The organism is Labilibaculum sp. (assembly GCF_041595635.1).
GTDB lineage: Bacteria > Bacteroidota > Bacteroidia > Bacteroidales > Marinifilaceae > Labilibaculum.
The window spans coordinates 13,218-29,378 of record NZ_JBFHJW010000021.1 but is presented as its reverse complement, the minus strand read 5'-3'; the positions used below and the strand labels follow the sequence as shown (position 1 = coordinate 29,378).

Annotated in this window: 16 protein-coding genes; 4 read left to right on the top strand and 12 right to left on the bottom strand. The window is 35.3% G+C overall.

Translation table 11 applies throughout. The features are described 5' to 3' along the window. The first annotated feature begins 303 nt into the window (after nucleotides 1-303). Together ABYT26_RS08225 and ABYT26_RS08220 are read left to right on the top strand one after the other, a co-directional pair. On the top strand, nucleotides 304-1,215 hold the full coding sequence (locus ABYT26_RS08225; protein WP_372752749.1) for a DMT family transporter: 912 nt from the start codon (nucleotides 304-306) through the stop codon (nucleotides 1,213-1,215). 101 nt (nucleotides 1,216-1,316) lie between these two features. Beyond that, nucleotides 1,317-1,928: a DEAD/DEAH box helicase gene (locus tag ABYT26_RS08220; RefSeq protein WP_372752747.1), complete on the top strand. Its 612-nt coding sequence runs from the start codon at nucleotides 1,317-1,319 to the stop codon at nucleotides 1,926-1,928. Between the two features lie 53 nt (nucleotides 1,929-1,981). On the opposite strand, the gene ABYT26_RS08215 is transcribed toward ABYT26_RS08220, so the two are convergent. From ABYT26_RS08215 to ABYT26_RS08170, 10 genes are all read right to left on the bottom strand, one after another. Continuing rightward, nucleotides 1,982-2,461, bottom strand: coding sequence for a Dps family protein (locus tag ABYT26_RS08215; protein WP_372752745.1), 480 nt, complete (start codon nucleotides 2,459-2,461; stop codon nucleotides 1,982-1,984). Between the two features lie 110 nt (nucleotides 2,462-2,571). Then, nucleotides 2,572-3,051, bottom strand: coding sequence for a Dps family protein (locus ABYT26_RS08210; RefSeq protein WP_372752743.1), 480 nt, complete (start codon nucleotides 3,049-3,051; stop codon nucleotides 2,572-2,574). Between the two features lie 223 nt (nucleotides 3,052-3,274). Continuing rightward, entirely contained in the window at nucleotides 3,275-4,663 is a 1,389-nt protein-coding gene (locus tag ABYT26_RS08205; RefSeq protein WP_372752741.1) for an aminopeptidase C, read from the bottom strand. 132 nt (nucleotides 4,664-4,795) lie between these two features. Then, complete coding sequence (lpdA, locus tag ABYT26_RS08200; RefSeq protein ID WP_372752739.1) at nucleotides 4,796-6,190, bottom strand: dihydrolipoyl dehydrogenase; 1,395 nt, start codon at nucleotides 6,188-6,190, stop codon at nucleotides 4,796-4,798. 74 nt (nucleotides 6,191-6,264) lie between these two features. After that, a complete protein-coding gene (locus tag ABYT26_RS08195; RefSeq protein ID WP_372752737.1) occupies nucleotides 6,265-7,101 on the bottom strand; it encodes a metal ABC transporter permease in 837 nt (278 codons plus the stop codon). 3 nt (nucleotides 7,102-7,104) lie between these two features. After that, nucleotides 7,105-7,842 carry a metal ABC transporter ATP-binding protein gene (locus ABYT26_RS08190; protein WP_372752735.1) on the bottom strand — a complete coding sequence of 246 codons (738 nt, stop codon included), beginning with the start codon at nucleotides 7,840-7,842 and terminating at the stop codon, nucleotides 7,105-7,107. Between the two features lie 11 nt (nucleotides 7,843-7,853). Then, nucleotides 7,854-8,717, bottom strand: coding sequence for a metal ABC transporter solute-binding protein, Zn/Mn family (locus ABYT26_RS08185; RefSeq protein WP_372752733.1), 864 nt, complete (start codon nucleotides 8,715-8,717; stop codon nucleotides 7,854-7,856). Nucleotides 8,718-8,944: 227 nt separating this feature from the next. Next, on the bottom strand, nucleotides 8,945-10,039 hold the full coding sequence (locus ABYT26_RS08180) for a redoxin domain-containing protein (protein WP_372752731.1): 1,095 nt from the start codon (nucleotides 10,037-10,039) through the stop codon (nucleotides 8,945-8,947). Nucleotides 10,040-10,109: 70 nt separating this feature from the next. Beyond that, nucleotides 10,110-11,237 (bottom strand): methylmalonyl Co-A mutase-associated GTPase MeaB, encoded by a 1,128-nt coding sequence (gene meaB / locus ABYT26_RS08175; protein ID WP_372752729.1) that lies wholly within the window; start codon nucleotides 11,235-11,237, stop codon nucleotides 10,110-10,112. A 155-nt stretch (nucleotides 11,238-11,392) separates the two neighbouring features. Beyond that, nucleotides 11,393-12,493, bottom strand: coding sequence for a DUF1573 domain-containing protein (locus ABYT26_RS08170; RefSeq protein ID WP_372752727.1), 1,101 nt, complete (start codon nucleotides 12,491-12,493; stop codon nucleotides 11,393-11,395). Nucleotides 12,494-12,945: 452 nt separating this feature from the next. On the opposite strand from ABYT26_RS08170, the gene ABYT26_RS08165 reads away from it, so the two are divergent. Both ABYT26_RS08165 and ABYT26_RS08160 read left to right on the top strand, forming a co-directional pair. Further along, nucleotides 12,946-14,127 carry a M20 family metallopeptidase gene (locus ABYT26_RS08165; protein ID WP_372752725.1) on the top strand — a complete coding sequence of 394 codons (1,182 nt, stop codon included), beginning with the start codon at nucleotides 12,946-12,948 and terminating at the stop codon, nucleotides 14,125-14,127. 197 nt (nucleotides 14,128-14,324) lie between these two features. After that, nucleotides 14,325-14,495 (top strand): DUF362 domain-containing protein, encoded by a 171-nt coding sequence (locus tag ABYT26_RS08160; protein ID WP_372752723.1) that lies wholly within the window; start codon nucleotides 14,325-14,327, stop codon nucleotides 14,493-14,495. Between the two features lie 31 nt (nucleotides 14,496-14,526). Here the strand turns inward: ABYT26_RS08160 and ABYT26_RS08155 are convergent, their stop codons facing one another. Together ABYT26_RS08155 and gldB are read right to left on the bottom strand one after the other, a co-directional pair. Beyond that, nucleotides 14,527-15,102: a 5-formyltetrahydrofolate cyclo-ligase gene (locus tag ABYT26_RS08155; RefSeq protein WP_372752721.1), complete on the bottom strand. Its 576-nt coding sequence runs from the start codon at nucleotides 15,100-15,102 to the stop codon at nucleotides 14,527-14,529. Between the two features lie 10 nt (nucleotides 15,103-15,112). After that, a complete protein-coding gene (gene gldB / locus ABYT26_RS08150) occupies nucleotides 15,113-16,126 on the bottom strand; it encodes a gliding motility lipoprotein GldB (RefSeq protein ID WP_372752719.1) in 1,014 nt (337 codons plus the stop codon). Nucleotides 16,127-16,161 lie beyond the last annotated feature (35 nt).

The following is a 16,161-nucleotide window of genomic DNA, read 5'->3' as shown; positions in this document are numbered from 1 at the left end:
GTTGCAATGTACGAATTACCTTTTCGCCACAGACTAAAATAAAAGAGTGAATTTAAGCAATGACCTAAGATCTTTAAATTCTAAACAACAATCAGATATCGTTGTGGCTGAAAACATAATTCTGTGTTTACACACAAAAGCCCAATAGACAAATATTGGGCTTTTATTTTTCTAAAAAGCAAAGCATTTTTCATCAACAATTTAGCGCTATCGTTTTTAGGTCGTCACCTCTCAAAAAAAAACACTTCTAATTTTTTATTTCTCGAAATTCGAGTAATTTCGCGAACTCAAATACAGAAGCATATGCATTGGAAAAAACCTTGGTTTCAATTTTTTATCCTCATCCTCTTAGCTTTTATTTGGGGGTCTTCTTTTATCTTAATGAAAATAGGATTAAATAGTTTTAGCAGTGAACAAGCTGCCGGCATTCGAATGCTTTTAGCCTCGCTTGTCCTTTTACCCTACTCCCTGAAAAATCTAAAATTTTTACAACGAAAAGATCTCGTAGGTCTACTAATTGCAGGTTTCATTGGAAGTTTTATTCCCGCCTTTCTGTTTACCAAAGCACAAACACAAATCGATAGTGCTTTGGCTGGTATGTTAAATTCACTAACTCCAATCTTCACTTTACTAATTGGGATACTGCTCTATAAAACAAAATTTAAGTGGCTGCAATTAACCGGATTATTATTGGGTTTAGTTGGAGCACTTGGTCTGATTACTTCTGGTCAAGATCTATCCATCGGAAAAATTAATAGTTATGCCTTACTAATTGTTCTAGCCACTCTATTTTATGGCATAAATATTAATGTGGTAAAAGCTCGTTTATCGCACTTAAGTGGTATTCAAATCACCTCATTATCCTTCTTTTTCACTGGGCCAGTTGCTTTTATTTATTTGGCTACAACCGACTTCAATCCAGTACTGCAATCTCCAAATTGGCCGATTCATTTTCTAGCTTTAGCGGCTTTGGGAATAATGGGAACCGCTCTCGCCATGTTACTTATGAATAGCCTAATCAGGCATAGTTCGGCTGTATATGCCTCATCAGTTACCTATATTATTCCAGTTTTTGCCATACTCTGGGGAATAATTGATAACGAAACGATTTCAATCTTACAGCTAATGTGCATGATTATTATTCTGTTAGGAGTTTACTTGGTCAACAAAAAAGAAAAAATAAAGAGCCATGCTCCTATTCAGGCAAAACTGTAAAAGCTTATTTTGCTTGCTCATTTCTTAAAAAGATCAATATAGTTTCTATTAACTGGATATTTTGTAATTTTGCACGGAATACAAACAAATACAATCCCTCCATGTTTTTAAAAAAATTAGATCCTCAGCTTTTAGAAGCGATTGAAAATTTAGGATTCGAAACCCCTACAGAAGTTCAAAAGAGCTGCATTTCAAAAATAAAAAGCGGAGTTGATTTGTTTGTAAAAGCTCCTGACGAATCTGGGAAAACATACACAATCATTATCAGTATTATTCAGCAACTTAAAGCTGAATTTGAAGATGTACCAAGAGCCATTGTGGTTGTTTCGGACAGAGAAAAAGCCATTCGCTTAAAAGAACAATTTCTTGAGCTTTGTGAAAACACAAGTTTGCGAATATTTAGCGAAGGTGATGCAGGGAATCTTCATAACCTCCGTGATAAAATTTATGCTGGATCGGATATTGTAATCGCAACTGCCAAAAAATTCAATGAACTCTATTCATTCAGTGGCATCAATTTAAACAACCTAAAAATGGTTGTAATAGATGATGCCGAACTAATCATTAAAGAACAAATTGTTTCGGAAATAAATCGACTTTCGGATAACCTACCAAAAGCACAACGAATCGTTTTCAGCCATAAAATCACCAATAAAATGGAAGATTACATGGCAAATTACATGAATTTCCCTGTGGTTTTAGATTTTGAATAATACAAAAGCGCCTCCACTCCTTGTGAAGACGCTTTCTTAATTTTCTCTAATTTTTATCCCAAATAAGCTTTAAACATCCAGTTTAATTTCTCGAAATAAGAAACGTAAGCAGGAAGTATATCTAAAGTTCCTTCATCTTCATTCGCATTGGCTTGCTCAATTACATTCTTTACTTTTTCAATGAGAATATTGTGCGATTCTACTATTTGTCTCACCATATCGACTCCTGAAGCATTAGCATTGGCTTCCTCTATGCTCGAAACAGCTACGTAATCGGAGAAACTTCCCAATGGATTCCCATCCAAACTCAAAACTCGCTCGGCAATTTCATCCACCTTATCGCTGGCATCCAAATACAATTCTTCAAATTTAGTATGCAACTCAAAAAATGCCTTTCCTCGAACATTCCAATGGAAGTTCCTTAGATTTTGATAATACAGTTGATAATTAGCTAATAAAATTTGCAATTGTTCAACTTCTTGTTCTTTTACATTTCCTTCTAGTACTGCTGAATTACTTCCTACTTCTTTCATGATTCTATGTTTTTATTATTGTTCTTATTTTAAATTGATAGTACAAATATCGCGGCTATCGAATTATTAATTTTTATCTAGCTATAAGAATAACTTATAATCTAATATTCTTATCCCAAATAGGCTTTAAACATCCAGTTTAATTTCTCGAAATAGGAAACGTAGGCAGGAAGAATATCTAAAGTTCCCTCATCGCCATTCTTGTCGGCTTCTGCAATTACGTTCTTTACCTTTTCAATTAGAATATTGTGCGATTCTACAACTTGTTTCACCATATCGGATCCTGAAACATTGGCATTGGCTTCCTCAATGCTCGAAACTGCTACATAATCGGAAAAACTTCCCAATGGATGAGCATCGAGACTTAGAATACGCTCTGCAATTTCATCTACTTTATCACTAGCATCTACGTACAACTCCTCAAATTTTTCGTGCAGTTGAAAAAATTCTTTTCCTCGTACATTCCAGTGAAAATTTCTTAAGTTCTGATAGTACAACTGATAGTTGGCTAACAAAATTTGCAATTGCTCTACTTCTTGTTCTTTAGAGTTTCCTTCTAGTACTGCTGAATTACTTTTTACTTCTTTCATGATTCTATATTTCTATTGTTCTTATTTTAAATTGACAATACAAATATCGTGGCTATCGAATTATTATTTTTTATCTATCCATAAGTAAAACTTATAATTTAAAATCGTAATTTTCATACAGATCGATTGCAAAAAATAGAGGGTTTTAAGTTTATCTATTCGAAAAAAGACAAAAAAAAAGAACCTCAAAATAGAGGTTCTTTCATTTTATATTGTGCTTAGTTTAAAACATATAATCCCAAACAGGCAGTAAGATAGCTTTGCTTTCTAATGCTTTTTTAGACTTCTCGTCTAGGTAATTCTTATTGATTACAACACGAAACATGTATTCCGAAAACCATTCATCGGTAAAGGTTAGGTAGCCATTATTACCGGCTTCAGTTCCCCATGAATTCTCAAATTCCCATTTCGCAGGAACTCCATTTTCATCCAAATCAACACCAATTAGAGTCATCGCATGAGTAGAACCCGATTCGCGAGTCAGTACTCTTGCTTTTTTGTCCATATCGAATTCTACACCAAATAAGGAAGCATAATCGTAGGTATTCACGTCCATTACGCCCGCTTTTCGGTTGTGTTGTTTTCCCACATCGCAGGAAGCATACATGGCTTCGTTGTTCTTGATAGAAGCAACTGCAAACTTTTTAATTTCCTCGTTCGGAAGATTTAGATAGGTCCAATCGATTCCTTCCTCTACGTTTCGGTAATTCTTAATTTGATATACTTTATAATATTCGCGCGTTGGATCGTTCATAATCATTACCAATTGGGTATTGGCAAATTCAGGATTGATTTCTGCTAAAAATTCTTTAGGAGTGTATACTTTCGATTTACTAACATTTCCATCAGTATCCTTATATCTCCAGGTGAAATTTACAGGAGGTTCACCCAAACTTAAAGCCAACATTCTATAAATCGCTTTCAGTGCAGACATTTTAGCATTCTGCACTTCTTTATGGGAAGCTTTAGCTGCAATCAGTTCACGAATTTTATACCCTTCTCCTCTTAGTTTTTTATTGATCAAACTGGTAATTTCGCGAGTATTGTTACTTGCTTTTGTTTCTGGCATTACTTCATTAGGAACAACACCATACTTTTTAGCCACATTAAAAAAGGAATTCCAAACACCACCATCATTCACCGGACTTTTAAAGTAGGTCACCACTTCTCTATCATCCATTTTGCGATCTCCAGTGGCAATAATATTCTCCAGAAAGAAATTCGATTTCTCGAAAATATCCCAGAAATAGTTGTAGTTGTGCGAAAAATCGAAAGAACTCAAATTGAATTTTTTCATCACCTCGGGTCTCATGGTATTCATGGAAGTAAACATCCAGCATCTACCAGAACTTTCCTGGTCTGTAATTCCCTTCACATCTACTCGGTAGCTAAAAAAATGATCAATCTGTCCAATCTTAGCACGATTCAAAGACAAATCGCGAATACTTTCCGAATTGGTGACCGCATTTTGTATGGCTCTACTTGATGCATCTAAGGTAAAATCGGAACGAATTTCGTTCAACATATTAGCATCTACTTCACCGTTATTTTGAGCATTCGACATTTCACTAAAGCCCCAAAAAAGAAAGGCTAGTATAAAAATTTTCCTCATGTGTATTGTTTTTAGTAGGTTGTTGTTCTTAAGAACGCCCACAAATTTATAAATATGATTTGAAAACACGATTTCTTCCAAGACAAAAGCCACCCAAAAGGTGGCTTCTGAAACAGACTATCGTTTAATTTTCTAAATATGGATTACCTCATCATAAGCAGCTGCAGCAGCCTCCATAATTGCTTCCGACATTGTTGGATGCGGATGAATCGCTTTAATCAACTCATGACCAGTTGTTTCTAGCTTTCTAGCTGTAACCAACTCGGCAATCATCTCGGTTACATTGGCTCCCACCATGTGAGCGCCCAATAATTCACCATATTTTGCATCGAAAATAAGTTTTACAAAACCTTCGTTAGCACCGGCAGCACTAGCTTTTCCTGAGGCTGAGAAAGGAAATTTACCAATTTTCAACTCATAACCCGCTTCTTTAGCCGCTTTTTCGGTCATTCCCATCGAAGCAACTTCAGGAACAGTATAGGTACAACCTGGAATAGTGGTATAATCGATAGGATCAACTTTCATTCCAGCAATTTTCTCCACACAACAAATCCCCTCGGCCGAAGCAACATGAGCCAATGCAGGTCCTTTTACAATATCCCCAATGGCATAAACACCTTCAATATTTGTTCTGAAATACTCATTAACAAGCACTCGGCCATTTTCAGTAGCAACGCCTACTTCTTCCAATCCGATGTTTTCAGTATTTGGCATAATACCAACTGCTGAAAGTACAATTTCGCACTCGTGCACTTCAATTTCACCTTTTTTATTTTTGATATTAACTTTCAAATCTCCATTTGCACCTTCAACCGATTCTACAGTAGAATTGGTCATCACTTTAATTTTATTTTTCTTGAAAGTACGACCCATTTGTTTGGAAACCTCCACATCTTCAACGGGAAGAATTTCTGGTAAGAATTCCACCAAAGTCACTTTCGTTCCCATGGTTGAGTAGAAGTAAGCAAATTCAGATCCGATGGCTCCAGAACCTACTACAATCATCGATTCAGGCAATTTTTCAAGCGTTAGAGCTTTTCGATAACCGATGATATTTTTTCCATCCTGAGGGAGATTTGGCAATTCGCGAGAGCGAGCTCCAGTAGCCAAAATGATATGCTTAGCCTCATGCTTCGATTTACTACCATCTTCGGCAGTTACTTCGACCGTTTTATTTCCTACTAACTTACCAAAACCATTAATTACCGAAATTTTATTCTTTTTTAGCAGGTATTGAATTCCACCACTCATTTTTTCAGCAACTGCACGACTACGTGCAACTACTTTTTCAAAATCAGGTTTAACCTCGCCTTCAATTGCCAATCCGTAATCTCCGGCATGTTTCATGTATTCAAATACCTGAGCAGATTTCAGTAAAGATTTAGTCGGAATACAACCCCAATTCAAACAAATTCCACCCAATTCGGCTCGTTCTACAACAGCAACATTCAAACCTAATTGTGAAGCACGAATGGCGGCTACGTAACCACCAGGACCACTTCCTACTACTATTAAATCGTAACTCATGATATTTTGTTGTTTATGATTTATACAAAAAATTTTATACTTCTTTTCTATCTTTCTTCTTGCTGATTGTTAAATCAGACTAAGCTCTTTCGTTTTATCGAAATAAGAATCAATTGGCTAATTTTTGCCAATATAAAGAGAATCACAAATGAAAAAATAATGGTAGCTCCAGATGGTGCGTTGATCCGATAAGAAACCAACAAACCTATAAACGAGCCAATAATTCCAAATAAAATGGAACCGAATATCATTTTTTTAAAATCATTTGTAAACATATTTGCGATGGTCTGTGGAATGGTCAAGAATGAAATCACAAGAATAATTCCTACCACTCGAATATTCAAAACTATAGCCAAAGCTACCAATGAAATCATAATATAATTTAAAAGCTGAACAGGAGCCTTTTGAGTTCTTGCGAAATCTTCATCAAAAGCAACAAACAAAATCGGTCGCAACAAAAAGTAGAAAATCGCAATGGTAAAAAGACACAAAGCCAGTAACAAATATAAATCCAAAGCACCTACAGTTAAGATATTACCGAACAAAAAACTCATTAAATTTGGAGCATAGCCTGGGGTCATATAAATAAATATAATTCCTAAAGCCATTCCAAAAGCCCATAAAATACCTATAACCGAATCCTGTCGCACCTCCGTTTTTTTTGAAATCCACTCGATACCCAAAGCCGATAGAATACCAAAAACGGCAGCACCAAAAACTGGATTCAATCCTAAGTACCAAGCAATTCCGATTCCTCCAAAGGAAGCATGAGTTATTCCTCCACTTATGAAAACAATTCGTCGGGCAACAATATAGGAACCGATAATACCACAAGAAATACTTGCTAAGATGGCAGCAGCAACAGCATTCAAAAAAAAGTTATATTGAAATAATTCAAATAATGTATTCATTTCTTAATTATGAGACTTTAATACACGATGAGGAACCTGACCGTGTGTAATTAAATCGATAGGACAATTATAAGCTTTCAATTGCTCTTGCGATATGATGTTTGAATCGTGATAACACAAACTTTCATTTACACAGGCAATGCTCTTTACATGCGAACAAATCGTCCCCACATCGTGCGATACAATAACAATAGCCATGTGGGAATTTAACTGATGAAGAATTTCATACAATTCTCCTTCAAAATTGCTATCCACATAAGTTTCGGGCTCATCTAAAATCAACAAATCAGGATCTGAGATAATTGCCCGACATAAAAATACACGTTGCAATTGTCCCCCTGAGAGTTCACCAATATTTTTATTTTTAAGATGCAAAATCCCCATTTGTAACATCAATTCCTCTGCACGCTTTTTATTCTGCTTGGTATACCTTTTAAATATTTTTTTATGGGACATTAGTCCTGAAAGTACAACCTCTTTAACTGAAATAGGAAATTTTTTATCAATCTGGTTCACTTGAGGCAAATAACCAATACTACCAAGCCCCTTTTCGGTAATCAGTTCTCCTTCCATCGGCTTTAAAACGCCTAACATGACTTTTAGCAAAGTTGTTTTACCGCCACCATTTGGACCGATAATACCCAAAAAATCATTTTCTTTAACAAGTAAATTCACTTCTTTCAAAACGACTTTATCATCGTATCCGGCAGTCAGCGACTTTAACTCTAAAATATTTCTCATTAAATATAATTTCAGTCTTTAAGTATATCGATGATTCGTTTCATTTCGCTTAACCAGTTCTCCGATAAAGGATCAATAGAAACTACTTCTCCTTTAATTTCGGCCACAATAACCCTTGCATTCTCAACATTAAATTCTTTCTGAACAAAAACTTTTCTTATCCCTCGTTCTTTTGCTTCCTCCACCAAATTTTTCATATGAGTTGGAGAAGGATCTTTTCCTTCCAACTCTACTGTAATTTGTCGCAATCCATAATCACGAGCAAAATAGGACAATGCTGGATGAAAAATCATGAATGACATCCCTTTTTTCTTAAAAAAAGCAGATTCCGCAGATTGATTCAAAGAATCTATCTCGGACATGAATTTCTGGTAATTCTTCTCGTACAAATTCTTTTTATCAGGTGCCATTGAAATGAGTGCCTGAAGTAAATTCGCACTAAGTATTTTTGCTGATTTTAAAGAAGACCAAATATGAGGATCAATTCCTCCTTCATGAAAATGATCACCATGCTTTTCTTTCCCTTGAATTAATTCAATGCCTTCGGAAAGATCAAAAATCTTAATATCACCAGCTCCTTCTACCAAATTATTCAACCAAACCTTTTCAAAAGGAATGTATCCTATTTTTAAATAGGCGGTTGATTTTGCTACATCACGCATTTGCATAGGGGTTGGTTCATAGGTTGCAGGACTGGCTCCGGGAGGAATCAGCACATTCACCTTAAAATCATCTCCTGCAATTCGCTCCACAAAATATTTCTCAGGTAAAATACTTACCGATATTAAATTACTTTCCTTTTCTATTTTTCCTATCTGGCACGACATGGTAATTCCCAGAATCAGGAGCAGAAAAAACTTGTTAACTATGTGCATTACTATTGTTCGTAATTTTGTTTTTATTTAGATCTACTTTAAATAACAAAAGTAGATGTTTTTTTCTTTCTACAAAGGTTTTTCTTTTAAATTTCGTTGTACTGTTAAAACGTTTTTCTTGTGACCTAAGATTGAATTTAGTGAAAATCAATCCATTTAACAAAAAAGAACCCGAAAGATAAATTTAATCATCTCTCGGGTTATATCATCAGTTAAGGATAAAGTATTTACTGAATTAAATTCTCTATTGCAGCTTTTAAATCATCCCCAAATACTTTTTTAGCAACAATATTTCCATTTTGGTCGATTACAACTGTTGCAGGAATTCCAGTAATTCCATATAGCTTGGCAGCTTCGCAATCCCAATATTTCAAATCAGACACATGATTCCAAATCAAACCATCATCTTTAATTGCTTTTAACCAGCTCTTTTTCTCCTTGTCTAAAGAAACACCTAAAAACTCCACTCCTTTAGGATGAAGCTCCTTATACAATTCAAGCATATGTGGATTTTCTTTCCGGCAAGGACCACACCATGATGCCCAAAAATCGATCACCACAACTTTGCCTTTAAAAGAAGACAAACTAAGCGGTTTCCCTTTCGGTGTATTCAGTATGAAATCGGGCGCAGGTTGCCCTGTTTCAACACTCTTTAATAATTCAATTTTCTCTTTCAACAAATCAGCATAAGGTGATTTTTTTGCTTTTTCGCTTAACATCGCGTAGATTTTCTCAATTTCAGAAGTTTCAAGCGGAGATGAAATACGATACGCAACAAAAGCAGCTGCATGGGTATTCTTATTCAAAGTAATAAACTGCTCTCCTGCGTCTAATTTATCAAGCTCAAGTTTATTGAATGCTGCTTCGATTGAATCCATCTGAAACTGATTGCCTTTTTGTTCAGCCTTTTGATATTCAGAGAACATTTTTTGTTGTTTAAGCTGAAACTGCAATTGTTTATCATTATACGAGCTAATCAAGTCATGATTAACAGATCCTATAATTTTTGCATTTTTCAGACTCTTCACATTCGCATCAATAGTAATCTTTGAATTTTCAAGAAAAAATTGAATGGCTCCTCTCTGTCCTTCCAACTGAATAAAATACATTTCTGGAGATTCAAGAGTTCCCTCAAAAGAAAAAGATGAACCTGCTACTTCTGTAGAATCTGTTTTTACCAATTTATGATCCTGAAGTTTCGAAAGATAAACTTTACCCTTGGTCATACCTTCCAATTTACCCGTTACTTTGTATTGATCGGCGGAAGTACAAGAGCTTAAAATAAGCCCAATCGCAGTAATAGCGGTAAAAATTTTCTTCATTTGAGTAGTTATTTTGATGATTGAATATAATAAAAGGAAAAATAGCAAATAATAATGTAAACTGATGAGTCTAAATTTTGTTTTTAACATCGTCAAAATAAGTCTCCAATAATTTGTGAGCAGCCACAAAAGAACTCATTTCATCGTGCAATACTTTTTCTTCAAAATCAGGTATTTGTGATTTAATCAAATCCAAATGGTAGAATCGATTTTTTAATTGTTCATTAATGGTTTCGTACATCCAATATTTAGCCTGCTCACGTCTTCGCTGATCGAAATATCCATTCTTTTGCGTATGCGTGCAATATTCCAATATATTATTCCAAATAGCATCAATACCTATCTTCTCTACCGACGAACAAGTAAGCACTTTAGGAATCCATCCCGATAAGGATTTTGGAAACAAATGCAAAGCATTCTGAAATTGAACTCGTGCCAATTGTGCAGTATGAATGTTATTTCCATCGGCCTTATTGATACTTATTGCATCAGCCATTTCCATAATTCCTCGTTTAATTCCCTGCAACTCATCCCCAGCACCTGCAATTTTTATCAGCAAAAAGAAATCCACCATAGAGTGAACTGCTGTTTCTGATTGACCAACACCAACTGTTTCAATTAAAATTGTATCAAAACCTGCAGCTTCGCAAAGAATTAGGCTTTCGCGAGTTTTACGTGCAACCCCACCTAAAGAACCAGCTGAAGGAGAAGGTCTGATGTAAGCATTCGAATCGACAGCTAATTCTTCCATTCTGGTTTTATCGCCCAAAATACTCCCTTTGCTTCGTTCGCTACTTGGGTCAATGGCCAATACAGCCAACTTATGTCCTTGTCCTGTTACATGTTTTCCAAAGGCTTCAATAAAAGTACTTTTTCCAGCACCTGGAACACCAGTAATACCAATCCGTACCGATTTTCCAGAATAAGGCAAACACCTTTCAATAATTTCCTGTGCCACCAACTGATGTTCGTGCTTAGAGCTTTCAACAAGGGTAATTGCCTGACTTAAAACACCAATATTTCCTTGCAAGATTCCTTGCACAAAATCATCTACCGTATGTTTTTTTCGTTTATTAGATCGTAAACGCTCAGCAATACGTGGGTTAATAGACGGAGGAGCACTAATTCCTGAATTTACTTTTAGCGCCTTGTAATCAGGAGCATTTTCGATATGATGGTTTTTATTTTTATCTGTCATAACAATAAATTTCCGTTCGTAAGTTATTGGCGAAGTTATAAATTTAGTAGTGAACCCCTTCGCAAAATTCTAGAAAAATGAATATGTTTGTTAGCAACATAAAAGGCTTTCCCCGTAGGAAAAGCCTTCTAATCTCTCCAAATTCAATATTTTTATTAATTCACCTTAGGCATCACTACATTTCCCGAAACACGAAGTTTTACCTCTGATTCGTTAGGATCATTAGTGATGATGGTAATCATTTTATTTTGACGACCTCTTTTTCCTCGGGAATTAAAGACCACTTTAAGTTCTGAAGCTTCACCCGCTTTTACAACTTTTGTACTCGGAGCAATCGCTGTGCAACCACAAGAAGCTTTGGTCTTTCTGATGATCAAATCAGATTTACCCACATTTTTCATAATAAAAGTATGCTCTGCTTTCTCTCCTTGAGTAAGTTCTCCGAAATTAAAAACACTCTCAGTGAATTCCAATTTTGGTGAATTACTAATTTCGGCCTGTGACAGATTTGAGAAATCTTCTACCAAATTAGCACTCACAGTCAATCGATTTCCTGATTTGTATTCCTGATTGATCAAAACATCTAGGTAATCAATCACAAAACCCCAATCATTTTTCTTACTGGCATCATAGCTTGCAACAATCTGCCCTTTTTCTTTTGGCTGCAAACTTTCTGGAACCATTTTCAATTTTAAATGAGCAGGAATTCGTTTAAAACCAATACTTATGGCTTCATCACTATCATTATAAACATCCAATGTAGCTTCTTTCACTTCTGTATTTTTCAACTTTGTAAAAGAAAGATGATTATTTTGCAATCTCAAGCCATTCATTTCTCTTGGATACAAATCAGCTACTGTTTTCTCTCTGGCTATTACGTTTCCTTTTATTCTTAATATAGTAACGGCTGGGTTTGTATTTGCTGTAACTGTAACGGATTTATTAAAAGGACCTGGACGATTTTTAGGATTAAAAGTTGCTTTGATATAACCTTTTTGTCCTGGAGCTACTGGTTCTTTGCTCCATTCTGGAGTTGTACATCCACAAGAAGATCTTACCTGATTAATAATCACAGGCTGATTTCCCGTATTCACAAATTCAAATGAGTAAGACGTTAAACCTTGCTCTTCCTTAAAAGTCTCAAAATCGTGTTCCTTGGAATCAAATTTCATTACTGGTTTTGCACTTTGAGCAGACACAAGAAATGTACCTCCTAAAATTGCAACAACCAACAAATAAAATATTTTTTTACTCATAACAGTTAATTATTTAATTAAGGTGATTTTATCTTTTACGGCAAAGATTGTAATGGGTTTAAAATTTTGCCAAAAATTAGTTCAGAAACAAAATTAATTAATTTTCACAAAAAGAAAACCTAAATATCGTTAAATAGTTGTTAAGTGAACCTCTGCATTTCAGAGCTAATTATGCCTCCGCATCATTTTACTATAATAAATCCACATCAAAACAAAAGGTCCCTTCTGTGCAAAAGAAAAGGCAGAGAAAACTCTTAAGAGCCAAAGAAAATATCCCTATTTTGCCTATTTTTACAAGTCTAAAAACAATTTAGTAAATTTGTAATTTCATATGATTTTCCAGAAAAATCAATGTTACTATTCTCTGATTTTCTGATCAACAAATTGACTGAAGACGCAGCCTAAATGTTGCGGTAAAAATGATTAGCAATCCACTTAACTATTGACCACAAATGACCAATTTAAAATCACAAATAAAAGCATACGCTGAAGAAATTAATTCAGAAATAAAAGCAATAAGGGCTCATTTACATAGCCATCCCGAACTTTCTTTTGAGGAATTTGCAACCTCACAATACATTCAGAATTACCTAATGGAATTGGGAATTCCATTTAAATCGGGTTTTGTAAAAACAGGAATCGTAGCAACTATCAAAGGAAACAATCCAAATAAAAAGGTGATTGCCCTGCGTTCTGATATGGATGCTTTACCAATTCACGAACATGCAGAAAACAAACATTGCTCAACTAATAGCGGAGTAATGCACGCCTGTGGCCACGATATGCATATGGCAAGCTTGCTGGGTACTGCAAAAATCTTATTAAAATTTAAAGAAGAATGGGAAGGAAGCATATTGCTCATTTTTCAGCCTGGAGAAGAACTACTGCCAGGAGGTGCTAAGTTAATGATGGAAGAAGGCGCTCTAAATCCCGAACCTGAATGGATACTTGGACAGCATGTTTTACCTGATTTACCAGCTGGAACAGTAGGATTTAGATCTGGAATGTACATGGCTTCAGGAGATGAGATATACCTAAAAATTAAAGGCAAAGGCGGACATGCAGCCATGCCACATAATTGTACCGATACCCTTCTAATTGCCTCTCACATTATTGTTGCTTTACAACAAATTGTAAGCCGACATTGCGATGCCAGAATTCCATGCGTTCTTTCCTTTGGAAAAATGATTGCCAATGGAGCCACCAACATCATTCCTGATGAAGTGTATATTGAAGGTACATTTAGAACTATGAATGAGGAATGGAGAGCAAAAGCAAAACAACTGATTACAAGCATAGCTAAATCAACAGCAACAGGAATGGGTGCAGAATGTGAAGTTGATATCCGACATGGCTACCCTTTTTTAATCAATAACGAAAGTATTACCGACCAAGCAAAAAACAATGCCATTGAAATATTGGGAGCCGATAAAGTGGTAAATATGGATCTTAGAATGACCACCGAAGATTTTGGCTTTTATTCACAGAAATACCCAGCTACCTTTTATCGTTTTGGAGTGAAATCAGACAAGAAAGGGTCGTTACACACCTCTACTTTTGAAGCCAATGAGGATGCTTTAAAAACTTCAATAACAACCATGTCTTGGCTGGCTATTTCATACTTAAACAGATAATTAAATCTAGGAAATTGCTTTTGTAATAAACATAACTACGCTTACAAATACTAAGAAAATCATTTGTTTATGTAAACAGTTAGACAAGTACACTATTTAATCTGTTTTAAAATAATATATTTCTTTTCTAATTTATTTCTCCATTTGAAATATGATTGTACATTTGTAGGAGTATTAACACTAAAAAATTAAAGAAAATGGCTTACGTAATTAACGACGACTGTATTTCTTGCGGTTCTTGTGAAGGAGAATGTCCTGTTGAGGCAATTTCTATGGGTGATGAGCATTATATGATTAACGCAGATCTTTGTACTGATTGTGGTACTTGCGTTGACGCATGTCCTGTGGAAGCTATTCACGCAGAATAATCGCAATTTAGCGATATTGAAAAGCCAGTGATCAATTCACTGGCTTTTTTATTTGGAATACAATCTCATCCATTTTAATATCATGCTCATCAACCGGCACTTGTTCAAGCATCTGAAAATCGAAACAAAGCCCCAACTTATATGCACTTAGTGATTTTAACAGGCGATCGTAGTAAGCTTTTCCTCTTCCCATCCTGTTATTCTCCCGATCGAAAGCGATTCCCGGCACAACAATCAGATCAATTTCATCTTCCTTCATAAAAACAGGCCCAACTGGCTCAAGAATCCCATAATTTTCTCCTTCTACCAAAAGATCTACTCCTTCGAAAACTCTCAAATCTAAAGTTTCCCCTTTAACACAAGGAAGAATAATTTGTTTCTCATGTGCCCATTTGCAAACAAAATCATGAGTGGGAAGCTCATCTTCCATAGACCAATAAAGCATAACAGTCTTAGCCCGAATAAACTCAGGAACTTGTTCTAAACTTTTCAGGATGGGCAAGCTTAAAACTTTTTTCTCTTCCAAAGTATATTTGCTTTTTAAGACTTTTATTTCTTTTCGAACCCGTTTTTTTTCCTCATCGATCGTTTGCTTTGATCCGTTCATTTTTTTGTTTTTAAGGCTGATAAGCTGACTCTCTTAGCAACATTGCATAATCTTTTTCCTGCATTAATTGAGAAAGACTATATTTTGGATGTTTTTCCATATAGTCGTTCACAATTTGCCATCCAATCCAAATACCTGTTCGCGAAGGTGATTCTGAAGGCATGCCTTGCGTAAATGGTCCATCGTTAATATATTTTATAATGGTACGATATTCGCTACTGAACAAATGTTTTTGTTCGATGATGTATCCCCAAATCTGCTCTTCATTCTCACGACACCACTCCAACTCTTCAACCGAATATTTCATCACATCGGCTTCTGGTTTTTCTGGCATCATGCTTTGAACAAAGTAACGGATTTTACCTTGATAGACCATATTACTAATCAAATCGTCTTTTAATGGTTGAAAGGGAAATTCAGTTAATGCATAAGCCAAAATTACATCCTGAGCAATACGTTTGGGAATCATATTTGAACGAGCATACATTGGTGTTCCCAAATAGCCGTAAAATTCACAATCGCTTCCCAAATATTTATCCAAACTAATCCCAACCCAATTGGGAGCCACAACTATGGATTGATTGAATCCAGAAATTTGGGAAAAAAACTGAGGTATAGGTCGATTTGGGAAATAGTAGGAAATGTACTTAAAGGCATTTGCCAATTCTTTCTCTTGTTTTTCGAGTGTTGGGAATTTTTCAATCACACGATCGTATACCATACACATAGTTGAATCGAAGAGAAACTTATTCAAATACTCCATATAATTTGAATCATCTGAATTTCCCAATCCAATTACTTTGTTACTATACAAAGGCAACACATCCTTATATTTTTGCTTTAACTGTTCCAAATCGGGATGCTGTTTTAAGGCAAAAAGATCTTTTTCAAATCGTTGAATTTTAATTGTCAAATCACGATCCGAAACATCAGGCTTTTGTTTTCCTGATTGACACGAAAAAGCAAAAACAAGCAATAAGATGGATAAAAAATGAAATGTAGGAGACGAATGTTTTACGGACATACCTGTTTATTAAATGAAATCGTAATATATTTTTA